The sequence below is a fragment of the Falsiruegeria mediterranea M17 genome, assembly GCF_900302455.1.
Classification (GTDB): Bacteria; Pseudomonadota; Alphaproteobacteria; order Rhodobacterales; family Rhodobacteraceae; genus Falsiruegeria; species Falsiruegeria mediterranea.
In genome coordinates, this window is sequence record NZ_ONZG01000001.1 from 571,568 (window position 1) to 592,474 (window position 20,907).

Here is a 20,907-nt window from a genome sequence, read left to right on the forward strand (position 1 = left end):
GGGCCTGAGATCAGGCCCCGGCCTCCGTGTCGGTGTTTTCGTCAGTGTCGTCTTCCGCGCCGTCTTCCTCGGCTGCGGCTTCCAACTCGGCCGGATCAACCCAGCCCAACAGAACGCGGGCAGTCATGACCATGTCCTGGGCTTCTTCCAGCGAAACGTCGAAAGGTTCCAGAATGCCATCGTCCTTGACTCGTTCGCCATCGACCGACGTCCAGCCACCGGCCAGTTCCCAGTCGGCGCAGGTTGCAAAGTCTTCGAGCGTTTTCACGTCGTCCTTGGCCAGTGCTTCGATCATTTGGGGTGTCAGGCCTTCGAATTCAATAAGGCTCTCTTCGACACCAAGGGCGCGGGCATTGTCCAGAGCCGCCTTGGCCTGTGCTTCCAGGTACTCGCGGGCACGGGTTTGCAGCTCTTCTGCGGTGCCTTCGTCCACGCCGTCGATCACCAGCAGTTCGTCGATTTCGACGTAAGCCACTTCTTCCAGGTTGGTGAACCCTTCAGACACCAGCAGCTGAGCAAAGAATTCGTCCAGATCCAGGCTGTCCATGAACAGTTTGGTGCGGGCTTCAAACTCTTTCTGACGGCGCGCCGATTCCTCGGCCTCGGTCATGATGTCGATGTCCAGAGCGGTCAGCTGCGAGGCCAGGCGCACGTTTTGACCACGGCGACCGATGGCCAGCGACAGCTGCTCTTCGGGAACAACAACTTCGATCTTGCCGGCTTCTTCGTCCAGAACCACCTTGGACACTTCGGCGGGCTGCAGCGCGTTCACCAAGAATGTCGGCTGATCTTCGTTCCACGGGATGATGTCGATCTTTTCACCCTGCAGTTCATTCACAACGGCCTGTACGCGGCTGCCGCGCATACCAACACAGGCACCCACAGGGTCGATCGAGCCATCATAGCTGATCACGGCAATCTTGGCGCGCGAACCGGGGTCACGGGCCACGGCTTTGATCTCGATGATGCCGTCATAGATTTCCGGCACTTCCATCTTGAACAGTTCGGCCATGAACTCGGGCGCGGTGCGGCTCAGGAAGATCTGCGGGCCACGCACTTCGCGGCGCACGTCCTTGATGTAGCAGCGCACGCGGTCGTTCGGGCGATAGCTTTCGCGGCCGATCTTTTCGTTGCGGCGCAGCATTGCTTCGCCGGCACCCACGTCGACGATGACGTTGCCGTATTCCTCGCGCTTGACGACACCGTTGATGATGGTGCCTGCGCGGTCTTTGAATTCTTCGAACTGGCGGTCACGCTCGGCTTCGCGCACCTTTTGCAGGATCACCTGCTTGGCGGATTGCGCGGCGATGCGACCCATTTCAACCGGCGGAACCTCTTCGACAAAGGTGTCACCGACCTGCGGGTCAGCCATATATTGTTTGGCCTGCTCGACGGTGAATTCGGACTGGTAGTTTTCCAGCTCTTCATCCTCGACCACGGTGCGGACGCGGGTGAATGTCGCTTTACCGGTTTTGCGGTCGATGGAAACGCGGATGTCCATCTCGGCGCCGTAGCGGGACTTCGCAGCACGGGCGAGGGATTCTTCCATCGCTTCGACGACCAGACCGGGGTCGATCATCTTTTCGCGGGCCACGGCCTCGGCGGTTTGCAACAGCTCCAGCTGGTTTGCAGAGGTGATTGCCATTACTTCGTCTCCTCTTGGGACCCTTCGGTCTCGATGTCGTCGAATGCGTCTTCGTTCAACACGCCCGCGTCTTTGCGCTGGCGCAGCATTTCCTTGATCAGATCGTCGGTCAGCACCAGTTTGGCGTCGCTGAGCCAGTCGAACTGCAAGCCGATAGTCACGGTCTCGCCGTTCTGGTCGAGGTTGATCAGAACCTCATCCCCTTCGATCCCGGCCAGCTCACCCTTGAAGCGGCGACGTCCGTCGATGAGTTCGGTGGTTTCCAGCTTGGCCTCGTAACCTTCGAACATGTCAAAGTCTTTAAGGCGCGTCAGCGGGCGGTCGATGCCGGGGCTCGAAACCTCAAGCGTATAGGCGTCCAGAATCGGATCCTCGACGTCCAGCGTGGCGCTGACCGCGCTCGAAATTTCGCCGCAATCATCCACTTCGATGCCACCATCGGGCTTGTCCGCCATGATCTGCAGGGTGGTTTCCTTGCCACTCATCAGGCGGATGCGGACCAGCTCATAGCCCAGATCTTCGATCACAGGCGTGATGATCTCGGCCAACCTGCGGTCGATCGCTGCTTTTGCTATCAGGTCGTTAGTCATTGTCAGATTACCCAAACTCCGGGCACAAAAAAACGGGCGCGCGGCCCGTCGAAATTTCCGGTGGTGCTTCCGGTCCAAGAGACCCGACGCGCCGCTGTTGTCAAGGCATATACGGCGGATGGGATGAGTCTGCAAGGGGCAGTGTGAAATTGTGAGAGACGAAGGTTAGATCATCCACCAGCGTTCTGCGATACGCCCATCATCCAAGGCCGCACGAGAGCTGATCTGGCGCGGCAGACCAACCGCGTCCGCGACGACCAGCGCCATATCGTGTTCCGAGGGGTGATAGCGGTATTTGGCGCGCTCGCGCAGGCCGTTTGGCGCGGGTAGGGCAGCGACGTCGACATAGCCGTCGCGCAGGGCCTCGGCACGGACGTTGGCGTCGGGTATCGTTATCACTTCGATCCGGTCGAGCCATCCAGCTTGGCCGGTTTTGTAGTGATCCGCGACCTTTTCCCCCCGGAAATGGCGCCCCTCTTGCACGTGCGCGGCGCGGTAGCATCCTGTGCCGATGGTGTCTCGTGCGATGCAAAAGGCGTCTTCAGCCAGCGTGAATGGCAGGCCCGGTACAGCTTTGGTCAGTTCGACCCGAAGCTGGTGATCCGTCACGGTCTCGATCCGGCTTAGGTCCGGCAGATGCGACAGGGCCTCAATGACGTCTTGCGCAGTGAGCGGTGTGTCATCGTGAAACAGTACGCCCGGGCGCAGATCAAAGGTCCAGACCCGGGCGTCCTCTGAGCTTTGCCAGCTTTGTGCCAATTCTCCGCGTAAAGTTCCGTCGGGCGCAATCTCGGTCAGGGTGTCGAACATGGCGCCGCGCGCGACCCGGTCCAGCGATCCGTCCCTTGGCACGGCCAGGCGAAGCGTACCGCCCGCCTTTGGCGCGGCGTCCAGCGAAACGCCAGTCGCGGCCAGCAGCGCAGCGGCCGCACCGGTGGAAAAAAGCGCGCGGCGGTCGATACGGGTCATGACAGCACCTCGGCGATCCGGTCCATGCTGCGCACAAGCTCGGCGCTGATGCCCGGTTCTGACAGGGCGTGGCCGGCGTTGCGGACCATCCGCAGCTCGGATGCGGGCCATAGGCTGTTGAGCTTCCAGGCGGAAGAAGGCGGGCAGATCATGTCATAACGTCCCTGAACGATCACCCCGGGAATATGCGAGATGCGGCCCATGTTGGCCAGTATCTGCCCATCAACGTCGAGAAAGCCGTTGTTGATGAAATAGTGGTTCTCCAACCTGGCAAACGCGCGGGCGTAATCGCCGGGGCTTTCGCCGCTGGTGCCCGACGAATGGATCGAGGCAAGCGCATTCTCCCACGCCGACCAGGCTCGGGCATAGCGTGTTTCAAGCGGGCGATCGCCAGAGAACAACCGCTTGTGGTAGGCGGCGATCATGTCGTGCTGTTCATTCTCAGGAATGAGCGAGGCGAACTTGGCCCAGGTTTCTGGCCAGAACTTGCCCGCGCCACCGCCATAGAACCAATCGAGCTCGGCTTGCGTCATCAGGAACACGCCACGCAGCACAAGATGGGTCACGCGATCCGGGTGGGCCTGAGCGTAAATCAGCGCGAGTGTCGCGCCCCAGCTGCCGCCAAAGGCGATCCAGGCCTCGATATCTAACTGCCGCCGGATCAGTTCGATATCCGCGACCAAGTGGTGCGTCGTGTTGTTTTCGACCGAGGCATGAGGCCGCGAGCGGCCGCATCCGCGCTGATCAAAGAGAATCACTCGGTACACTTCGGGGTCGAAATAGCGTCGCATCGCGGGGCTGCACCCGCCACCAGGGCCACCGTGAAGCACCACAACAGGAATGCCGTTTGGGTTGCCACACTGTTCAAAATAAACGCGATGACCCTGCCCAACATCAATTAACTGCTGATCGAAAGCTTCGATCGGCGGGTAAAGAAATTGCACTGCGCGCTTTTGGTCCGAGTACTTGTCCATTATGGCCCTATATAGTCCTAAGACGTAAAAGAGCACACGGAGACAGGAATGCAAGCGCCTGCGAACACGGTTGACCCTTCGGAGATCGCGAAATTCGAAGCGATGGCCGCTGAATGGTGGGACCCCAACGGCAAATTCAAGCCGCTGCACATGCTCAACCCGTGCCGGTTGGACTATATCACGCAACAAATCGCCGGTGAGTTCGAGTGCGACCTGGCAGGGTCGCGCCCGTTCGAGGGGCTGCGGCTTTTGGACATCGGTTGCGGTGGTGGTCTGCTTAGCGAGCCGATGGCGCGTCTGGGGGCCGAGGTTGTGGGTGCCGATGCGGCGGAGGGGAACCTGCCCGTTGCGCGCATTCATGCAGAACAGTCGGGACTGGATATCGACTATCGCCACACCACGGCCGAAGCCATGGCCGAGGCAGGCGAACAGTTCGACGTGGTTTTGAACATGGAGGTGGTAGAGCATGTGGCCGACCCACTCGGCTATCTGACCGCGACCCAGCAGTTGCTGAAACCGGGCGGGTTGGAGATTTGTTCGACCATCAACCGCAACCCGAAATCCTATGCTATGGCGATTTTTGGGGCCGAGGTGGTAATGCGCTGGCTGCCGCGCGGCACGCATGAGTGGAACAAGTTCATCACGCCCGACGAGCTGTTTGATCTGCTGCGCCAAGCGGGCTTGAACCCGGTCGACCGCAAGGGCTTTGTGTTCAACCCGATCTTGTGGAGCTGGTCCATTTCGGACCGTGACTTGAGTGTGAATTATGTCACCGCAAGTGTGAAGCCATAAGGACTGCTTAGAATGTAAGCCCTAAACCGAGTTCGACGGGCCGGTGTGTGGTATACTTTTGTATAGGTGAATGACCTTCTGCCAGAATTGCCGGAGACTCTGGGGGCAAGTACTGGGACGCCGACACTTTTGCCAAAGGAGGGTCTTGATCGGCATGAAGACGAATACACGCGCTCGTCACGTTCTTGAAAAGGCTCACGAAATGTTCGTGGCTGGAACCAGGGCACTTTCGAGTTACTTAACGTTACCCACAAAACCAAAGGGTGTTTTAGTGCATTCCCCCAAAGGTGTTCATTGGGGGGACTTTCAACCTGACAGGCCACAACCGGCAAACGCTGATCAAAATGTTCAGTCCCGCCCGCTCGATTCTGAGCAGTTACTCGCTGACCCGCTATTGTTGCGCGAGCAACCTGCCTTGGTCGTAAGCGCCAAAGTGCGAGCTGCCGAGGACATGAGCACTTGGGTCGAGGCTCTGGGTGGGGAGGTTGCGACGACCAGCTCAATCAGCCTGGCGTTGGATTCGATCGCAGAGAGCACGCAATCCTGGGGACTTCTCGTCGTCTATGCGGATGAAATCGCAGATATTCACGAGGTGGTTGAAGCGTTGCTTTTGGTGAGGTCAGTTTCTTCGGAGTTGCCGATAATCTTATTGTCTGCCTCTTTTTCAGGACATGAATTCGGGGTGGAACGACGGGCAATTTGCGATGTGTCCTTGAAAGCACCGGCAAGTTTCACGTCGTTTCGGCTGGCAGTTTCTCAAGCGGTTTCGAACAACCGTCTCTATAATGAGAGGGTGCTTGCCTGATAAGCTTCTAAGTTCATTGCAATTGAATATGCAGATGAGATCACGAAGGCAGCACTAATCTTCTAACTTGATCCGAAGATCACGCAAAACAGGCAGGGTGGACCGGACACGGTCCAGCCCCAGTTCTCCGGCGACCTCATTGATCAATGGTGCAATCGAAGAGATTGCCTGATCGCGGGCTTGGTGGCCTGCGGGGCTGATGGCGATCATTTTGCTGCGGGCGTCGTCCCAGTCCGGGCGAATGTGGATGTAGTCGGTCCATTCCAGTTTCGCGAGCGTGTTGGTCATCGCGCCACGCGTGACGTGAAAGGCGGATGCCAATTGCGCCAGGGTACGTTCGGTCCCAGCATAAGCCGGATTGTTCAGAACCGAGCAATGCGAGATTTCCATGCCTTTGGGGAGCATCCTTTGAGTTGTCGGCTGCAACTAGTCGAAAGGCAGGTTCTATCTGCTTCGACAAAGCTGGCTTGAGCAGGCAGAAGACGAGTGGTGGTCGGCGATGAACAGCGAGCCATTTCAGCGTCAAATTTTTCAGATCCATCATAATCGCACTACACTATTTCACATGGACAAAAGCTCGTGAAGTCTTGGATCGCCGGGTTTTGAATGACTCATTGCTCCCAGATCATGGGTTGTTGATTGCAAGATTCTCCCATTCAATTTGGTAAATGCAGTCTTTCAAATTGATGAATTTTTGGCTGTTTTCGTCCATTTTCTAACTTGTTTGAGACGTAGCGAACTTTGAGAAGGGCTCCGTGAGGATGGCGAACACATAGGACAACATTGTTATGAACAAGAATGTGAACGTTCAAAGAATATCCAAGTTGGCCCACAAGGTCGCAAACATCGCAACGGAGACGCTTTCCAGCATCTTTTCGTTGCCCGCAAAACCAAAGGGGGTACTGGTTCATTCCCCTTCTGGTACCCGATGGGAAGAATATGACCTTCTCAAGCCTGAGTCTGCAAACGATTCGAAAAAACCACAACCGAAGGCTGACGCTGAAGAAGGCTATCTTTTAGATCCCTTCACGGTAACCCGCCACCCGGTTCTGGTTGTGGGCGAAATTAGCCAACCCGTCAGAGCAATACGTGGATGGGTAAATTACCTTGGAGGCGAGATCGCGACGACATGCTGTCTTGATCTGGCTTTGGAATCGATTGTCGAGGACCCACTTTCCTGGGGTCTTCTGGTCGTGTGTATTGACGAAATCAATGACCTTCATGAGACGATTGATGCTTTGCTTTTGGTGCGATCCGCAAATCCTAAGCTACCGATAATTCTATTGTCAGAGAAGTTTTCGAGACATGAATTCGGGGTGGAACGTCGCGCGATTTGTGACGTTTCATTGAAAATACCTGCGAGTTTCGTGGCATTCCAGTTGGCGATTGCTCAAGCAGTTTCAAACAATCGCCTCTATGGTGACGCAGTAGTCAAGTGATGTGTACTAGGGGAAAGTGCTCCGTAGCGCGCTTGAGCAAAAGGAGCGCGCTACCCTTCAAGCTTGATCCGCAAATCGCGCAGCACGGGCAGGGTTGACCGGACACGGTCCTGCCCGAGCTGTCCAACGACCTCATTGATCAAGGGGGAGATCGACGCGATGGCCTGATCGCGTGCCTGACGGCCAGCGGGGCTGATGGCGACCATCTTGCGGCGGGCGTCGTCCCAGTCGGGGCGGATGTGGATGTAGCCGGCCCATTCCAGTTTCGCGAGCGTGTTGGTCATCGCCCCACGCGTGACGTGAAAGGCGGATGCAAGCTGCGCTGGTGTGCGTTCTGTACCTGCATAGGCCAGATGGTTCAGAACCGAGAAATGCGAGATCTCCATGCCCTTGGGCAGCACCCGGCTCAGCCGGTTGCGCAACAGTTGGTCTGCGGTCAGAATCTCGCTGAACAGCGTGACCGCCAAGGCATTGGTTTCGTCTGTCATTTCCAGATCTGGGTCAGGGGCCTTCGAAGGGCCGAACGTGAGTCAGAGACGGTACTTTGCGTCGTGCGTCTGTAACAGATGTATCATCCAGATCAAAATAGTGAATGCCCGGTTCGGTACCTGCGTCAATCACGACCTCTCCCCAAGGGGCGATGACCAGTGAATGCCCATGGGTGTAGCGGGTCTTGCCGCGGGTTTTGGGGTGCTCGCCGCATTGGCCAGGCGCCAGCACCCAGCACCCGGTTTCAATGGCGCGGGCGCGTAGCAGAGGTTCCCAATGCGCGGCACCTGTGACCGGAGAAAAGGCTGCCGGCACCGTCAGGATCGTTGCGCCCTCTTGCGCTAGTTTGGCGTGCAAGTGTGGAAAGCGGACGTCGTAGCAGATGGTCATGCCGACCTTGCCAAAGTCGGTCTCGGCCACCACGGCCTGCGTTCCGGGGCGATAGTTGGCAGATTCGCGGAATGTCTCATGCTCGGTCACTTGAACATCGAACATGTGGATTTTGTCGTATTGTGCGACGATCTCACCCTGAGGGTTGATCATGAACGAGCGGTTGGCAAACCGGCCATCCGCGTCATGCGTTTTGATCCCCAGTGATCCGATCAAGAGCCAGATCCCCAACTCGGCCGCCTGCTCGCGCAGACCGGCCAGCGTGACGTCATCCTCTTGATGCTGCAACACCTCGCGCTGGCGCGTGGTGCTGGTCGAGACGCAATTGGTGACCTCGGGCGTCAGGACGAACTTGGCGCCACCCTTTGTAGCCTCGGCGATCATGCCGCGCACCATGTCAAGGTTTGCGGCTGGATCGTCGGATGACGTGATCTGGACCAGAGCGGTTTTCATCAGGCGGCCAGCAGCGGGTCGAGTTTGCCAGACCGTTCCAGATCATACAGGTCATCGCAGCCACCCACATGGGTTTCGCCGACAAAGATCTGGGGCACGGTGCGGCCACCGTTGGCGCGTTGGATCATCTCGGGTTTGCGGTCGGGGTTCCGCATCACGTCAATCTCGTTGAATTCGACGCCCTTCTGGTTCAACAGGCGTTTGGCCGCGTGGCAAAAACCGCAGAGCGGCGAGGTGTAGATTTCAACGGCTTTCATGGTCGTTCCCTTGGCAGATTTTGCGTAATCTAGGGGGAATTAGGCATCCTTGGCAACGCGCGCCAGTGTGAGCACGAAAATATGATTTGCGCCGGCCGCCAGACACGCCTGCGCACAGGCCGTCAGGGTTGCTCCGGATGTCATCACGTCGTCCACCAGCAGAATGTCCCGCTGGATCAGCCGGTGGCGACGCTTGGGGTGGACGGTGATGGCCTGGGACAGAATCTCGGTCCTCTCCTGCACGGTTTTCCCTTCGAGCATTGGGGTCTTCTTGCTGCGGATCATCAGATCCGGGCAGTGGGGCAGGCCGGTTTCAGACGACAGATGCTGCGCCAGTAGCGCTGATTGGTTGTAGCGGCGCTTCAGCAGGCGGGTCCAATACAAGGGCACCGGCGCGATCAGCATCTTGTCGTGCATCATGTATTTGGCGATCTTGGCCATCCACAGGGCAGCAGGGCGCGCCAAGTCCGGTCGGTCGCCATGTTTCAGTGCCAGAATCATCCGCCGCGCTCGGCCCGTATAAAGCAGAGCCGAGCGCCCATCTTTCCACGGGCGGGGGGTGGCCATACAGTCGTCGCATTCGATCCGGTACCCGTCCTGCTGACCGGGCAGGGGGGTGCCGCAGGCCTCGCACACGGTGCCTGCGATGAAGGGTGTGTCGCGCCAACACGACCCGCACAGGCCAAAGTCCGCTGTCACCAGCTCGCCGCAACCCAAACAGCGCGGCGGGTAGATCATTTCGACAGCGGTTTGAATCCTGCTCCACATCGGATTATTTGCACCCCATGAGAATTCCACCCCAAGACACGCCAAAGCTGGTCGACAGCACGGCCCGCGCTGCCTATCGCCGCCGCATTCAGCTAGATGCGTTGTTTCTGCACGACGCAGCCATCGACGAAGTGCAGGATCGCCTCTCGATGGTTAACAGAACCTTTATGGCGCCAGCGATTGTTACACCTTTACCGCAGGTCTGGGACGGTGCGGTGCCGGGGGCCCGGGTGAGCCAGGAGGCTGAAGTACTGGATCTGGAGCCCGCAGCGCATGATCTTGTGGTGCATGCCATGGGCCTGCATTGGGCCAATGACCCGGTTGGGCAGTTGATCCAGTGCCGTCGCGCGCTGAAACCAGACGGTTTGTTTCTGGCTGTCGCGCTGGGCGGTGAAACCCTGAACGAGCTGCGCGCCGCGCTGGGACAGGCCGAGGTCGAGGTTTCTGGCGGGCTGTCCCCGCGAATCGCCCCGATGGCGGAGATCCGGGATCTGGGGGGGCTTTTGCAGCGTGCAGGCTTTGCCTTGCCTGTAGCCGACAACGTGGACCTGCGCGCCGAATACAGGGACATCTGGCATCTGATGCGCGATTTGCGTGCCATGGGAGAGGGCAACGCCTTGCACGCCCGTCTGCGTCATTCCACGCGCCGGGCCGTATTCCAGCGGGCGCAAGAGCTCTACCACAGCAGCTTTGCCACCGACCTGGGACGCTTGCCTGCCACCTTTGATCTGATCTGCCTGACCGGGTGGTCCCCCGATGAAAGTCAGCCCAAACCTTTGCGCCCGGGATCCGCGACAGCGCGACTGGCGGACGCTCTCAAGACCAAAGAAGGCAAACTGTCGGATTGACCCAAGGGGATTTCCGGTTATCTCAGCTTCGACACACGACTTATTCAGGACGCCAAAGATGTTTGATGCCACCCGCCCGACCCATGCGCCGACCGGCCACCCAAAGGTGAAATTCGGCAAGGTCGGCGTGTTGCTGGCCAATCTGGGCACGCCGGATGATTATACGTACTGGCCGATGCGACGCTATCTGAACGAGTTTTTGTCCGACCAGCGGGTGATCGACTATCCGAAATGGAAATGGCAGCCGCTTTTGCAGCTGATCATCCTGACCAAGCGGCCGTTCACCTCCGGTGCGGCATACAAGTCGATCTGGAACCACGACAAGGGCGAAAGCCCACTTATGACGATTACCAAGGATCAGACAGCCAAGATGGCGGCAAGTCTGACCGAGCGCTATGGCGACCGGGTGATGGTTGATTTCTGTATGCGCTATGGCAACCCGTCGACGTCGTCGAAAGTGCGTGAAATGGTGGCAGCGGGATGCGACAAGATTCTGTTTTTTCCGCTGTATCCGCACTATGCCGGGGCCACATCAGCCACTGCTAACGATCAGTTCTTTCGCGCACTGATGCAGGAAGCCTGGCAACCGGCCAGCCGCACGGTCGCCCCCTATTTTGATCACCCGAGTTACATCGAGGCGTTGGCGCAGTCGATCGAGCACGCATATGCGGACATGTCGACACGCCCCGACATTCTGGTGTGTTCGTATCACGGGATGCCTGAGCGGTATTTGCAGCAGGGCGACCCGTATCATTGCCAATGTGTGAAAACGACAAGGTTGCTGCGCGAGCGCTTGGGTTGGGACGAGACAGACATCATCTCGACTTTTCAGTCGCGTTTCGGCCCCGAGGAATGGTTGAAGCCCTATACCGTTGACCATGTTGCTGATCTTGCAAAGCAGGGAAAAAAGAACATTGCGGTCTGTGCGCCCGCCTTCTCGGCTGACTGCATCGAAACACTCGAAGAGATCAACGAAGAGATCAAGGAGAGCTTTGAGGAAGCGGGAGGTGAGCAGTTTACCTACATCCCCTGCCTGAACGACGATGACGCGCATATCGAGGCGCTGAGCACAGTGGTGGCAGAGAATCTATCAGGCTGGATAGACTGACGCTGATCGGCCAGTTCCAGAAAATGAAAAAGGCGGTGGGTGACCACCGCCTTTTTCGTATCAGCCGAAGCTGAAAATCTTACGACGATGCAACAGCGGCGCCGACCAGAACCAGCAGCAGCAGCGGCAGGACGATGCCCGACGACGACGACTGAGTTTCTTCAACGATGACCGGCGGTTCAACGACCGGCTCAGAGATGTTGCCAGCGTATGCGGTCGAAGCAGCAGCAGTCAGAGCAGCAGCAAGAACGAGTTTTTTCATATTAACCTCCAGAATTTGCGCGATTCGGCATAGTGAACCGCGCAGCCAAGACTTACCTCGTGGTTTTTTTCTAATCAGCTATGGGGTTGAATTGCAAACGCTACTTACCCCCAACCCGATTCAGCGCGCCAAAATGTCGTCAAATAAGCAACACTTGAGTGCCCACCTTGGCCATTGAGAACAATTCAGCGATGTGCTCGTTGTACAGCCCAATACATCCGTTCGACGACCGACGCCCGATCTTGCGCGTGTCATGGGTGCCGTGGATACGGTAGTACTTCCAGCTGAGATACAACGCATGGGTACCCAAGGGGTTGTCTGGACCCGGCGGAATATGGTCCGGCCATTCCGGATTCCGCTTTTTCATCGAAGGGGTTGGCGACCAACTGGGACCTTCCACCTTGCGGATGACGCTGGTGCGACCAAGGCGAGTCAATTCCTCGGTCAGAGGCACGGACGACGGGTACAGTTTGTAGATCGATTGATCGTCCGACCAGTAATGCAGCGCGCGCGAGGTGGTATCTACCAGAATCGCACCGTTGCGGGTGTTGCTGAAATAGGGTTTCCAACTCTTCGCGCGGAAGCTCGAAATATTGCGACGAACCGCCGGTTCCGGCTCGGGCGCAGGGCGTAATGGGTCGTTTGGCACGTATTGAGCTATGGCTGGCGTGCCCAACGTAGCCGTCGCGCCAATCAAAAAACTACGGCGAGTCGGGGATTCGAAAGACTTTTTGACCATGGTTGCAGACCTTTATGTGTTCAATCCCAGTATTCGACACATAATATGGCGCGAAAGCCGCAGTCGCAAATCAAACCGGCTCTAATGCGCGCACTGTGGCAGAGTTGCATTTGCGCATGAACCGATGTCGCGCTATCTCATGTTCGGATAGATGTACCGGGGTGCCTTATGACGCGACTGATTTCCCTTTTGACGATCCTGTTTCTGGGCTTGGCTGCCTGTACGCCCACTTCGGGTCCAGGTCAGTTGGGCGCGGATGGCTTGCCGCTGCCCAAGGTTTACAAGATTCGCGGCAATGCCTCGAAACTGCAGTTCCGCATGTTGGATTCGGTGAATGCGCTGCGCTCGGCCTCGGGTCTGAGCCCGGTGCAGCTGAACGCGCAACTAAACGCGGCCGCTGCGACCCATTCGCGTGACATGGCAGCGCAGAACCGGCCCTGGCATTTTGGCTCGGACGGATCCTCGCCGATTGACCGGATCGCCCGAGCTGGTTACCCGGGTCCCCTTGTGGGCGAAGCGATCTCGGAAACCTATGAGACCGAGCTGGAAACCTTGGCTGCCTGGATGGAAGAGCCGGGGCCTCGTGGCGTGATTCTGGACCCGAGCGCCGTCAACATGGGGTTTGCATGGTTCCAAGAAAAAGGCGGCAAGATCTGGTGGACGTTGGAAATGGGCGGTTGAGTCCAGGGAGTTCCAACAAAAAGGGCCCCACGCAGGGCCTTTTTCGATTCTGAAATTTGAATTTTGACCTAGGCCGCTTGCACAGACTGTGCCTCGGTCAAGATCGCATAAAGCTTGGTCGGGTCCAAATTGGCCCGCAGCTTGGTGCAGAGCGGTTGTTCGCGCAGGGTGCGGGACACCAGGGCAAGTGCCTTGAGGTGCTCGACACCGGCCTCTTCTGGAGCAAACAAAGTGAATGCGATGTCCACCGGCTGTCGGTCGACCGACCCAAAGTCCATCGGCTTTTCCAGCATGACAAACACACCGGTCACAGTGTCCACGCCCGACAGGCGCGCATGTGGCAGGGCCACACCATGACCAACGCCAGTCGGTCCCAGGCTCTCGCGTTCCATCAGGGCCTCAACCGTCGATTGGGGTTCAAACCCATGAGCGGTGTGCGCCACTTCGGCGATTTCCTGGAACAGACGTTTCTTGCTCGAGGCAGCGGCAAATACCTTAACCGCCTCAGGCTTGAGGATGCTTGAAAGCTCCATGTCTTGCTTGCTCCGCACAGGCGCCCCCTGATCATCATGCCAGAGGGCGGCCATTTGATAATTCTTGCCTATTACGGGTCGATCCAGCCGATGTTTCCGTCCTCGCGACGGTACACCACGTTCAACCCATCCTTGCCTTCGTTCCGAAAGACCAGCACCGGGGCGCCAGCCAGCTCCATTTGCATAACGGCCTCGCCAACCGAAAGCGACGGAATCTTTGTCTCCATCTCGGCCACAATAATCGGCTGAAGCGACTCGGGCTCATTATCGGTGTTCTGTTCTTCCGACGCGAGGATATACGAGGACGCGCCAAAGATTTCAACCGGCTCAGACCGATCCTTGTGGTGATCCTTCAGGCGACGCTTGTAGCGGCGCAGCTGGGTCTCCATCTTGTCGCAGCAGGCCTCGAAGGCCGCGTAGATTTCGTTGGCATGCGCCTTGGCCTGGGCGGTTAGCCCGGTCGAAAGATGCACGGTTGTTTCGCACACATATTCATGCGCCGAGCGGGAAAAGACGACATTGGCGTCGGTGGGGCGTTCCGCATATTTTGCCACTGCATCGCCCAGTTCCGTCTGCACGTGTGTTTGCAGGGCTTCACCGATATCAATCTGTTTTCCGCTGATTTGGTAACGCATGTGATCTCCTTCACAATTCTCACCCGCATTCACGCCCAATGGATTGGGTGCGCCTGTCAATAACGGGTGATTGGATTAGGCATTTGCGTAGATTGCGTCGCATTCGTCCCCTCAACGAAGGGGCGAACCAGGACAGCATCGAACCGCAAGTTTGCCATACCCTGATTGAGGCAAGAGACGCGCCGAGAGTCAATCGCAAAGCAGCAAAGAAGTTGTGCGAATCTTCGCCGCCTTCGGCGGCCATCCGCCGTAAGGTCATGAAATGCGGAAGTTTTCGCCCAGATAAACGCGGCGCACGTTTTCGTTGTCTACAACCTCTTCCGGGGTGCCGGACATCAGAACCTGGCCATCATGCAAGATATAGGCGCGGTCCACGATCTCGAGCGTTTCACGCACATTGTGGTCGGTAATCAGCACGCCGATGCCGCGCTTTTTCAGATCAGCCACAAGGTGGCGGATGTCGCCGACGCTGATTGGGTCAACACCTGCGAAAGGCTCGTCCAGCAGCAGATATTTGGGGTCTGCGGCGAGGCATCGGGCAATTTCGACCCGGCGGCGTTCACCGCCCGACAGGGCGAGCGCAGGGGCGCGGCGCAGGTGCTCGACGGAGAAATCCGACAGCAATTCTTCTAGCCGTTCCTTGCGCTTGTGCGCATGTTTGACAGTCACGTCCAGCACGGCCGAGATGTTGTCTTCGACGCTCAGGCCGCGAAAGATCGACATTTCTTGTGGCAGATATCCGATCCCCAACCGCGCGCGGCGGTACATCGGCAGCGTGGTGACGTTTTGCCCGTCGATGGTGACAGAGCCTGCTTCGGGGAACACCAGACCAGCGATGGAATAGAATGTTGTCGTTTTGCCAGACCCGTTCGGACCCAGCAGCGCCACCACCTCGGAACGGTCCAGCGACATCGACACGTCCCGAATCACGGTCTTTTTGCTATAAGACTTGCGCAGCTTCTCGATTTTCAACCCCGAGGAGCCTTCGGTCACGCTGAGTTTCGGTTTCGCCATCAATTCTTGTCCGAGTTCAGAATTGTTTTCACTCGGCCAACCATCTGCGCCGTTCCGGTGATCAGATTGACAGTCATCTTGTTCGAGGTCAGGGCGTTTTCACCCTGTGTCAGCAGTACATTTCCCGTCATCACGATGATGCCGGTGTCGATCGTGTAATCGGCGCGTTGCGCTTGCGCAGCGTCCGGGCCATTGACCAATACGACGTCCCCGGTCGCCTCCATCCGTTGGATGCCGGATTGTTCCTGGTTGTAGATGACCAGAACGCGCTCGGCCGACAGGCGCATTTCGCCCTGTCCCACCAATACGTTACCCTTGAACTCAGCTGATCCGCTTTCCTGGTTCACGTCCAGTGTGTCGGCCGTGACCTCGACCGGCAGCGAAGGGTCCGCCTTGATCGCGCCGAATGCAACGTTGGTGCCCTGCGCCGACGCTGATACCGCGCCCAGGATCGAAAGCATGCAGAAAATCAGAGCGCGAAAATAGATCACAGGTTATCTTTCTTGCTTTTGGGGATCGTATACCAGCTTCACCCCGTTTTTGAATACCATGTGAATGGGTCCATCGTCGTTTTTTGCCCCCATTTCCATGTTTCCAGCCGTGAAATCGCCAATTGGGCCTGTTCCGGTGATCGTTCCGGGGGTCGATCCCTTGATCCCGCTAAGTGCAGTGTTCAACACTTCGGTCCGAATTTCAGTGCCATCGGTCGACGTGATCCGGACATCGCCAGAAAAGACGGCTATGTCCTGATCCAATGCAACTTCTCCAAGATCCGAGGTCAAGCGGATGATCTTGCCATCGACCAGAGTGATCTGCGCGTCCAACTCGGTCGCCTCGGCTGGTGAATTTGGCCCGCCGGGTCGGGCGATCAGGGCGGTGACCAGCACTTCTTCGCCTTTGGCGGTGGTGCCCGAGAAGTAAGGTTTCGTCACCTGCTGATCACGCATCCGATCTGCCATGTCCTGTTCGGCAAACGGGATGGTGGCGTTGGGGTCAACGCTACGGGACAGCAGGAACACGGTCGACAACAGCGCAAGCGCTGCCAATGGCAGCAGCACCTTGAGCAGTTGAACCATACGCGAATAGCCGTCCACGGCGGTGTCTCCTATCCCAGACCGGCGCGCAGGCAGTCGTGGATATGCAAGATCCCCTCGGCTTGGCCGCTGCCTTCCGGATCCACGATAAACAGGCAAGTGATCTGAGGCGTCTGGAGCGTCATCAGGGCCACGGCCTCTTCCGCCATGGCATCAGGGCCGATCGTACGGGGATTGTCCGTCATCACCTGATCGACGTCCAGTTCAAGCAGGTTCTCCATGTGGCGACGCAAGTCACCATCGGTCACGATGCCCAGCAAAGCGCCGGCCGCATCTGTCACTCCAACGACACCAAAGCTTTTTTGGCTCATGACCAAAAGGGCGTCGCCCATGGACGTACCAGACGCCACCAAGGGCAGATCCCGGTGCATCAGATCACGCACCTTACTGAGCTGCGCACCCAATTTGCCACCTGGATGAAACTCACGGAAGTTTTCCGGCGTGAACGAGCGATGTTCCATCAGTGCTACGGCCAGAGCATCCCCCAAAGCCAACGTCATAGTGGTCGAGGTTGTGGGCACGATGCCAGTACCGCAGGCTTCTTGCGCCTTGGGCAGGACCAACGCCACGTCAGATTGCTTGAGCAGGGTCGAATCCGGGCGGCTTGCGACCCCGATCAGCGGGATGTTGAAGCGGCGGGTATAGGCGACCATATCGGCCAGCTCGGGTGTTTCGCCCGAATTGGACAAGACCATGGCCACGTCGCCTTGGGCCATCATGCCCAGATCACCATGGCTGGCTTCGGCCGGGTGCACGAAATGCGCAGGCGTCCCGGTGGAGGCCAGCGTCGCCGCGATTTTGCGTGCGATATGGCCGGATTTGCCCATACCCGAGATGATGATGCGCCCGGTGGCGTTCAGCAGGGTTTCAACGGCCCTGTCAAAACTCTCGTCCAGACCATCGGCCAATTGGCGAAGCCCATCTTGTTCAACCGCGATGACGCGGCGCGCGATATCCTGAAAATCGGTCATGAGTGGGCAAAGATATCCGTTTCGGGCCAGCCCGCCAGATCCAGCTTGGCGCGCATCGGCAGAAAATCAAAGCAGGCTTGTGCCATCTCGGTGCGACCTTCACGCGCCAGGCGCTTGTTCAGCTCTTCGCGCAGTTGGTGCAGGTGCAGAACGTCGGAGGCGGCATAGTCAAGTTGCGCGGCGGTCAAGGTTTCAGCGCCCCAATCGCTCATCTGCTGCTGCTTCGAGATGTCGACGCCGATCAACTCTTGCGTCAGGTTCTTAAGCCCGTGGCGGTCGGTGTAGGTACGCACCAGACGGCTGGCGATCTTGGTGCAATAGACCGGCGCCGTCAGCGCGCCAAAGGCGTTGTACATCGCCGCGATGTCAAAGCGTCCAAAGTGAAACAGCTTGAGCACATCCGGGTTTTCCAGCATCGCACACAGGTTCGGTGCCGACGTCTGACCCTTTTCGACCTGCACGATGTGCGCGTCGCCGTCACCACCGGACATCTGGATCACGCACAGGCGGTCCCGATGCGGGTTCAGGCCCATGGTTTCGCAATCGATGGCCACGATTGGGCCCAGATCCAGCCCGTCGGGCAGGTCGTTCTTGTACAGGTGGTTTGCCACGAATGATGTCCTTTGCGCCGTATGCGGCTGAGATAGGGGGTTTGGATACCAAACTCAACTGCGATGGGGAAACCGGGTAAAGCCGCCTTACACACAAAGATTGATCTATCACAAACTCAACTTTGGGGTCGCGTGATACGTCGGGGCAATTCTCTGGAATTCGATCAAGTTGTGCAGTCCACATGTCCCCACATCAAACCCCATTCTTTTCCTACGGATTTCGCCCGATGTTTCTGGGCGCGTCCCTGTTTGCGATCCTGTCCATTGTGATCTGGATCTTGTCGTTGCGGGGCGCTGCTGACCTGACGCTCTATGGGGATCCCCACCTGTGGCACATGCATGAGATGCTGTTTGGCTACGTCTCGGCCGTGTTGGCCGGGTTTCTGCTGACGGCCGTGCCCAATTGGACCGGACGCGCACCTCTTGCCGGGTCGCTGTTAGTGGGGTTGACGGGGCTGTGGGTTGCAGGCCGTGCTGCGATGCTCTGGGGCAGCGGATGGACGGCGGCGGGGATAGAGGCGCCGTTTCTGTTTGCTGTTCTGGCGATCACGACACGAGAGGTGGTCGCCGGTCGAAATTGGCGCAACCTGATCGTGGTGGGACCGGTCAGTGTTTTTGCTCTGGCGAACCTGGGGTTTCACATTGAGACGGCGCTGACAGGGTATGCCGAATTTGCGACCCGCGCCGGGTTTGCAGCGATCACGGTTTTGCTGATGCTGATCGGGGGGCGGATTACACCTGCCTTCACCCGCAATTGGCTCAAGCAGCAAGGACATACGCATCTGCCACCCACCTTTGGTCGGTTCGATGCCATCAGTCTTTTCATCAGTGTTTTGGCTCTGATTTTGTGGATCATTTTCCCGGATACGCTTGTTTCTACTGGACCATTGGCAATCGCCGCTTTCCTGCAGGCCGTGCGTTTGGGTCGCTGGGGCGGCCTGCGGACGTTGCCCAACCCTATCCTGTTCGCGCTTCATGGGTGCTTTGCCATGATCCCGCTGGGATTGCTGATGCTGGCCGCAGCGCCGGTGGACTGGGCGTTCTACGCCGCCGGTTTGCACGTCATCGGGATTGCCGCCATTGGTGGAATGACGATGGCCGTCATGTTGCGTGCCAGCATGGGGCACACCGGGCGTCCGTTGAAATCGGATGCGTGGATGAATGGGGCCTTGATTGCCCTGGCGCTGGCGGCAGGTCTGCGTGCGGCGTGGTCGCTATGGGGTTTACCCGGCTGGATGCTGGATCTGTCGGCAACGCTTTGGATCGCGGCTTTTGGTGTCTTTGTACTGCGGGTTGGACCCTGGCTTTTGCGCCCCTCAAAACCCGCTTAGAGCATTTGTCGGATCGGCGCAGGTCCAGTATAGAGTGGGCATGGCCAAAAAAACGGCAGGCAAGAAGAAGAGCAGATCCAAAGCAAAGACACGGGTGAAACCGTTGCCTTGGCTGTTGTCGTGGGCTGGGTTCCTTGCATTGCGTGGCACGACGATCCTGATCCTGACCGTTCTGGCGATGGTCTTGCTCTACACATTCGTCAATCCGCCGATCACCCACACCATCTGGACCGAGAAACGCCGTTTGGGCTCGGTTGATCGCCAATGGGTTCCGATCGAAGAAGTTGCCCCGGTGATGGCCCGTTCTGTCGTGGCCGCCGAAGATGCGAATTTCTGCCTGCACTGGGGTTTTGACGTCGACGCGATTCGGGCGGCCATCGATTCCGGCAGCGGGCGCGGGGCCTCCACCATTTCGCAGCAGGTGGTCAAGAACGTGTTCCTCTGGCAAGGGCGCAGTTGGATTCGCAAGGCGTTGGAGACCGCGATTACACCCGCAGTCGAGGCAGTTTGGTCCAAGCGGCGCATTCTTGAAGTCTATTTGAACGTTGCGGAAATGGATGAGGGCGTGTTCGGCGTTGATGCTGCGGCCCAGGAATACTTTGACGTGACGCCGGATAAGCTCACGTCTCTGCAGGCCGCGCGCATCGCGGCTGTACTCCCTGCGCCCAAATCGCGCTCGGCCTCGAAACCAAGCGCAAAGGTGCGCAAGCGGACTGCGGCAATCATCGACGGAGCGGCCACCATCCGCGCAGATGGACGGGCTTCGTGTTTCGAGGATTGAAAATCCTGACGCCACAGGGCATTGCTGGATCAACACCATTCGTTCAACTGGATCATCATGGCGCGCCTGTTTCACGTCCCCCTTTCACCGTTTTGCCGCAAAGTTCGGCTTTCGCTTGCTGAAAAGAAGATTGAGGTCGAGCTGGTCGAGGAAAGATACTGGGAGGAAGACCCGGATTTCCTGCGCCGAAATCCGGCGGGCAAGGTCCCGGTGATCAAGCTGGACGGCAAGATGATGGCTGAAAGCGCCGCCATTTGTGAATACATCGAAGAGACTCGGCCCGAGCCGTCGCTGATGCCCACGGATGCGGACGCCCGGTATGAGGTGCGCCGCCTGATCAGCTGGTTCGATGACAAGTTCCATCACGAGGTGACGTCGAAGCTGCTCTATGAGCGGGTCAACAAGAAGATGACAGGTCAAGGCTACCCCGACAGCCGCAACGTCAAGGCCGGAGCCAAGGCGATCAAGTACCATCTGGATTACATGGCCTGGCTGTTGGACCATCGCCGCTGGTTGGCAGGCGATGCAATGACGCTGGCGGATTTTGCGGCCGCGGCGCATCTGTCGTCATTGGACTATATCTCGGACGTGGATTGGAACCGCAGCCAGATCGTCAAGGATTGGTACGCCAAAATCAAATCGCGCCCCGCCTTCCGGTCGATCCTGGCCGATCAGATCCCGGGCTTTCGCCCACCGGCCCATTACGCCGACCTGGATTTCTGATAGAC

26 protein-coding genes and 1 pseudogene are annotated in these 20,907 nt (G+C 58.1%); 9 read left to right on the forward strand and 18 right to left on the reverse strand.

The window, feature by feature from the left end; translation table 11 throughout:
- Window positions 1–10: 10 nt before the first annotated feature.
- From nusA to pip, 4 genes are all read right to left on the reverse strand, one after another.
- Complete coding sequence (gene nusA, locus TRM7615_RS02780; RefSeq protein WP_108785358.1) at window positions 11–1,645, reverse strand: transcription termination factor NusA; 1,635 nt, start codon at window positions 1,643–1,645, stop codon at window positions 11–13.
- A complete protein-coding gene (gene rimP / locus TRM7615_RS02785) occupies window positions 1,645–2,235 on the reverse strand; it encodes a ribosome maturation factor RimP (RefSeq protein WP_108785359.1) in 591 nt (196 codons plus the stop codon). The genes nusA and rimP overlap by 1 nt, the downstream gene beginning before the upstream one ends.
- 165 nt (window positions 2,236–2,400) lie before the next feature.
- Window positions 2,401–3,204: an ABC transporter substrate-binding protein gene (locus tag TRM7615_RS02790; RefSeq protein WP_108785360.1), complete on the reverse strand. Its 804-nt coding sequence runs from the start codon at window positions 3,202–3,204 to the stop codon at window positions 2,401–2,403.
- Window positions 3,201–4,178: a prolyl aminopeptidase gene (gene pip, locus TRM7615_RS02795; RefSeq protein WP_108785361.1), complete on the reverse strand. Its 978-nt coding sequence runs from the start codon at window positions 4,176–4,178 to the stop codon at window positions 3,201–3,203. Before pip ends, TRM7615_RS02790 begins: the two co-directional genes overlap by 4 nt.
- Before the next feature lie 48 nt (window positions 4,179–4,226).
- Between pip and ubiG the strand changes: the two genes are divergently transcribed.
- Both ubiG and TRM7615_RS02805 read left to right on the forward strand, forming a co-directional pair.
- Window positions 4,227–4,970: a bifunctional 2-polyprenyl-6-hydroxyphenol methylase/3-demethylubiquinol 3-O-methyltransferase UbiG gene (gene ubiG / locus TRM7615_RS02800; protein WP_108785362.1), complete on the forward strand. Its 744-nt coding sequence runs from the start codon at window positions 4,227–4,229 to the stop codon at window positions 4,968–4,970.
- 154 nt (window positions 4,971–5,124) lie between these two features.
- Window positions 5,125–5,775, forward strand: coding sequence for a hypothetical protein (locus tag TRM7615_RS02805; protein WP_125133634.1), 651 nt, complete (start codon window positions 5,125–5,127; stop codon window positions 5,773–5,775).
- 54 nt (window positions 5,776–5,829) lie between these two features.
- Here TRM7615_RS02805 and TRM7615_RS02810 read toward each other — a convergent pair.
- A pseudogene (locus tag TRM7615_RS02810) lies at window positions 5,830–6,183 on the reverse strand (MarR family winged helix-turn-helix transcriptional regulator); the annotation flags it as partial.
- Between the two features lie 380 nt (window positions 6,184–6,563).
- On the opposite strand from TRM7615_RS02810, the gene TRM7615_RS02815 reads away from it, so the two are divergent.
- Window positions 6,564–7,214, forward strand: coding sequence for a hypothetical protein (locus TRM7615_RS02815; RefSeq protein WP_108785365.1), 651 nt, complete (start codon window positions 6,564–6,566; stop codon window positions 7,212–7,214).
- A gap of 50 nt (window positions 7,215–7,264) precedes the next feature.
- Here the strand turns inward: TRM7615_RS02815 and TRM7615_RS02820 are convergent, their stop codons facing one another.
- Genes TRM7615_RS02820 through TRM7615_RS02835 form a run of 4 tightly spaced genes read right to left on the reverse strand, consistent with a single transcriptional unit; the run spans window position 7,265 to window position 9,571 of the window.
- On the reverse strand, window positions 7,265–7,702 hold the full coding sequence (locus TRM7615_RS02820; RefSeq protein ID WP_108785366.1) for a MarR family winged helix-turn-helix transcriptional regulator: 438 nt from the start codon (window positions 7,700–7,702) through the stop codon (window positions 7,265–7,267).
- Between the two features lie 13 nt (window positions 7,703–7,715).
- On the reverse strand, window positions 7,716–8,546 hold the full coding sequence (locus tag TRM7615_RS02825; protein ID WP_108785367.1) for a carbon-nitrogen hydrolase family protein: 831 nt from the start codon (window positions 8,544–8,546) through the stop codon (window positions 7,716–7,718).
- Window positions 8,546–8,803 (reverse strand): glutaredoxin 3, encoded by a 258-nt coding sequence (gene grxC / locus TRM7615_RS02830; protein ID WP_108785368.1) that lies wholly within the window; start codon window positions 8,801–8,803, stop codon window positions 8,546–8,548. The genes TRM7615_RS02825 and grxC overlap by 1 nt, the downstream gene beginning before the upstream one ends.
- A gap of 39 nt (window positions 8,804–8,842) precedes the next feature.
- Window positions 8,843–9,571: a ComF family protein gene (locus TRM7615_RS02835; RefSeq protein ID WP_108785369.1), complete on the reverse strand. Its 729-nt coding sequence runs from the start codon at window positions 9,569–9,571 to the stop codon at window positions 8,843–8,845.
- A gap of 17 nt (window positions 9,572–9,588) precedes the next feature.
- Between TRM7615_RS02835 and TRM7615_RS02840 the strand changes: the two genes are divergently transcribed.
- Both TRM7615_RS02840 and hemH read left to right on the forward strand, forming a co-directional pair.
- Window positions 9,589–10,419: a methyltransferase domain-containing protein gene (locus TRM7615_RS02840; RefSeq protein WP_108785370.1), complete on the forward strand. Its 831-nt coding sequence runs from the start codon at window positions 9,589–9,591 to the stop codon at window positions 10,417–10,419.
- 58 nt (window positions 10,420–10,477) lie between these two features.
- Window positions 10,478–11,527 (forward strand): ferrochelatase, encoded by a 1,050-nt coding sequence (gene hemH, locus TRM7615_RS02845; protein WP_108785371.1) that lies wholly within the window; start codon window positions 10,478–10,480, stop codon window positions 11,525–11,527.
- A gap of 79 nt (window positions 11,528–11,606) precedes the next feature.
- Here the strand turns inward: hemH and TRM7615_RS02850 are convergent, their stop codons facing one another.
- Window positions 11,607–11,789, reverse strand: a complete 183-nt coding sequence (locus TRM7615_RS02850; protein ID WP_108785372.1) for a hypothetical protein — start codon at window positions 11,787–11,789, stop codon at window positions 11,607–11,609.
- Window positions 11,790–11,928: 139 nt separating this feature from the next.
- Complete coding sequence (locus TRM7615_RS02855) at window positions 11,929–12,528, reverse strand: L,D-transpeptidase (RefSeq protein WP_108785373.1); 600 nt, start codon at window positions 12,526–12,528, stop codon at window positions 11,929–11,931.
- A 168-nt stretch (window positions 12,529–12,696) separates the two neighbouring features.
- On the opposite strand from TRM7615_RS02855, the gene dalA reads away from it, so the two are divergent.
- Window positions 12,697–13,209, forward strand: a complete 513-nt coding sequence (gene dalA / locus TRM7615_RS02860) for a divisome-associated lipoprotein DalA (protein ID WP_108785374.1) — start codon at window positions 12,697–12,699, stop codon at window positions 13,207–13,209.
- A gap of 68 nt (window positions 13,210–13,277) precedes the next feature.
- Here the strand turns inward: dalA and TRM7615_RS02865 are convergent, their stop codons facing one another.
- The 7 genes from TRM7615_RS02865 to TRM7615_RS02895 all read right to left on the reverse strand — a co-directional run bounded on the left by TRM7615_RS02865 (window position 13,278) and on the right by TRM7615_RS02895 (window position 18,067).
- Window positions 13,278–13,742, reverse strand: coding sequence for a PTS sugar transporter subunit IIA (locus TRM7615_RS02865; protein WP_108785490.1), 465 nt, complete (start codon window positions 13,740–13,742; stop codon window positions 13,278–13,280).
- A gap of 71 nt (window positions 13,743–13,813) precedes the next feature.
- Window positions 13,814–14,377 carry a ribosome hibernation-promoting factor, HPF/YfiA family gene (hpf, locus tag TRM7615_RS02870; protein WP_108785375.1) on the reverse strand — a complete coding sequence of 188 codons (564 nt, stop codon included), beginning with the start codon at window positions 14,375–14,377 and terminating at the stop codon, window positions 13,814–13,816.
- A gap of 255 nt (window positions 14,378–14,632) precedes the next feature.
- Complete coding sequence (lptB, locus tag TRM7615_RS02875; protein WP_085797753.1) at window positions 14,633–15,391, reverse strand: LPS export ABC transporter ATP-binding protein; 759 nt, start codon at window positions 15,389–15,391, stop codon at window positions 14,633–14,635.
- Entirely contained in the window at window positions 15,391–15,852 is a 462-nt protein-coding gene (lptA, locus tag TRM7615_RS02880) for a lipopolysaccharide transport periplasmic protein LptA (protein WP_108785491.1), read from the reverse strand. The genes lptB and lptA overlap by 1 nt, the downstream gene beginning before the upstream one ends.
- A 33-nt stretch (window positions 15,853–15,885) precedes the next feature.
- Window positions 15,886–16,485, reverse strand: a complete 600-nt coding sequence (locus tag TRM7615_RS02885) for an LptA/OstA family protein (RefSeq protein ID WP_108785376.1) — start codon at window positions 16,483–16,485, stop codon at window positions 15,886–15,888.
- A gap of 11 nt (window positions 16,486–16,496) precedes the next feature.
- On the reverse strand, window positions 16,497–17,456 hold the full coding sequence (locus TRM7615_RS02890; RefSeq protein WP_108785377.1) for a KpsF/GutQ family sugar-phosphate isomerase: 960 nt from the start codon (window positions 17,454–17,456) through the stop codon (window positions 16,497–16,499).
- Entirely contained in the window at window positions 17,453–18,067 is a 615-nt protein-coding gene (locus TRM7615_RS02895) for a ribonuclease D (protein ID WP_108785378.1), read from the reverse strand. Before TRM7615_RS02895 ends, TRM7615_RS02890 begins: the two co-directional genes overlap by 4 nt.
- Window positions 18,068–18,249: 182 nt before the next feature.
- On the opposite strand from TRM7615_RS02895, the gene TRM7615_RS02900 reads away from it, so the two are divergent.
- Genes TRM7615_RS02900 through fzlA form a run of 3 tightly spaced genes read left to right on the forward strand, consistent with a single transcriptional unit; the run spans window position 18,250 to window position 20,902 of the window.
- On the forward strand, window positions 18,250–19,398 hold the full coding sequence (locus TRM7615_RS02900; RefSeq protein WP_108785379.1) for an NnrS family protein: 1,149 nt from the start codon (window positions 18,250–18,252) through the stop codon (window positions 19,396–19,398).
- 40 nt (window positions 19,399–19,438) lie between these two features.
- Window positions 19,439–20,179, forward strand: coding sequence for a monofunctional biosynthetic peptidoglycan transglycosylase (gene mtgA / locus TRM7615_RS02905; protein WP_108785380.1), 741 nt, complete (start codon window positions 19,439–19,441; stop codon window positions 20,177–20,179).
- 57 nt (window positions 20,180–20,236) lie between these two features.
- On the forward strand, window positions 20,237–20,902 hold the full coding sequence (gene fzlA, locus TRM7615_RS02910) for an FtsZ-binding protein FzlA (protein WP_108785492.1): 666 nt from the start codon (window positions 20,237–20,239) through the stop codon (window positions 20,900–20,902).
- Window positions 20,903–20,907: the final 5 nt, after the last annotated feature.

Coding starts and splice junctions, on each gene's coding strand:
- nusA (WP_108785358.1), bottom strand. CDS start 1,645: ATGGCAATCACCTCTGCAAACCAGCTGGAGCTGTTGCAAACCGCCGAG.
- rimP (WP_108785359.1), bottom strand. CDS start 2,235: ATGACTAACGACCTGATAGCAAAAGCAGCGATCGACCGCAGGTTGGCC.
- TRM7615_RS02790 (WP_108785360.1), bottom strand. CDS start 3,204: ATGACCCGTATCGACCGCCGCGCGCTTTTTTCCACCGGTGCGGCCGCT.
- pip (WP_108785361.1), bottom strand. CDS start 4,178: ATGGACAAGTACTCGGACCAAAAGCGCGCAGTGCAATTTCTTTACCCG.
- ubiG (WP_108785362.1), top strand. CDS start 4,227: ATGCAAGCGCCTGCGAACACGGTTGACCCTTCGGAGATCGCGAAATTC.
- TRM7615_RS02805 (WP_125133634.1), top strand. CDS start 5,125: ATGAAGACGAATACACGCGCTCGTCACGTTCTTGAAAAGGCTCACGAA.
- TRM7615_RS02815 (WP_108785365.1), top strand. CDS start 6,564: ATGAACAAGAATGTGAACGTTCAAAGAATATCCAAGTTGGCCCACAAG.
- TRM7615_RS02820 (WP_108785366.1), bottom strand. CDS start 7,702: ATGACAGACGAAACCAATGCCTTGGCGGTCACGCTGTTCAGCGAGATT.
- TRM7615_RS02825 (WP_108785367.1), bottom strand. CDS start 8,546: ATGAAAACCGCTCTGGTCCAGATCACGTCATCCGACGATCCAGCCGCA.
- grxC (WP_108785368.1), bottom strand. CDS start 8,803: ATGAAAGCCGTTGAAATCTACACCTCGCCGCTCTGCGGTTTTTGCCAC.
- TRM7615_RS02835 (WP_108785369.1), bottom strand. CDS start 9,571: ATGTGGAGCAGGATTCAAACCGCTGTCGAAATGATCTACCCGCCGCGC.
- TRM7615_RS02840 (WP_108785370.1), top strand. CDS start 9,589: ATGAGAATTCCACCCCAAGACACGCCAAAGCTGGTCGACAGCACGGCC.
- hemH (WP_108785371.1), top strand. CDS start 10,478: ATGTTTGATGCCACCCGCCCGACCCATGCGCCGACCGGCCACCCAAAG.
- TRM7615_RS02850 (WP_108785372.1), bottom strand. CDS start 11,789: ATGAAAAAACTCGTTCTTGCTGCTGCTCTGACTGCTGCTGCTTCGACC.
- TRM7615_RS02855 (WP_108785373.1), bottom strand. CDS start 12,528: ATGGTCAAAAAGTCTTTCGAATCCCCGACTCGCCGTAGTTTTTTGATT.
- dalA (WP_108785374.1), top strand. CDS start 12,697: ATGACGCGACTGATTTCCCTTTTGACGATCCTGTTTCTGGGCTTGGCT.
- TRM7615_RS02865 (WP_108785490.1), bottom strand. CDS start 13,742: ATGGAGCTTTCAAGCATCCTCAAGCCTGAGGCGGTTAAGGTATTTGCC.
- hpf (WP_108785375.1), bottom strand. CDS start 14,377: ATGCGTTACCAAATCAGCGGAAAACAGATTGATATCGGTGAAGCCCTG.
- lptB (WP_085797753.1), bottom strand. CDS start 15,391: ATGGCGAAACCGAAACTCAGCGTGACCGAAGGCTCCTCGGGGTTGAAA.
- lptA (WP_108785491.1), bottom strand. CDS start 15,852: ATGCTTTCGATCCTGGGCGCGGTATCAGCGTCGGCGCAGGGCACCAAC.
- TRM7615_RS02890 (WP_108785377.1), bottom strand. CDS start 17,456: ATGACCGATTTTCAGGATATCGCGCGCCGCGTCATCGCGGTTGAACAA.
- TRM7615_RS02900 (WP_108785379.1), top strand. CDS start 18,250: ATGTCCCCACATCAAACCCCATTCTTTTCCTACGGATTTCGCCCGATG.
- mtgA (WP_108785380.1), top strand. CDS start 19,439: ATGGCCAAAAAAACGGCAGGCAAGAAGAAGAGCAGATCCAAAGCAAAG.
- fzlA (WP_108785492.1), top strand. CDS start 20,237: ATGGCGCGCCTGTTTCACGTCCCCCTTTCACCGTTTTGCCGCAAAGTT.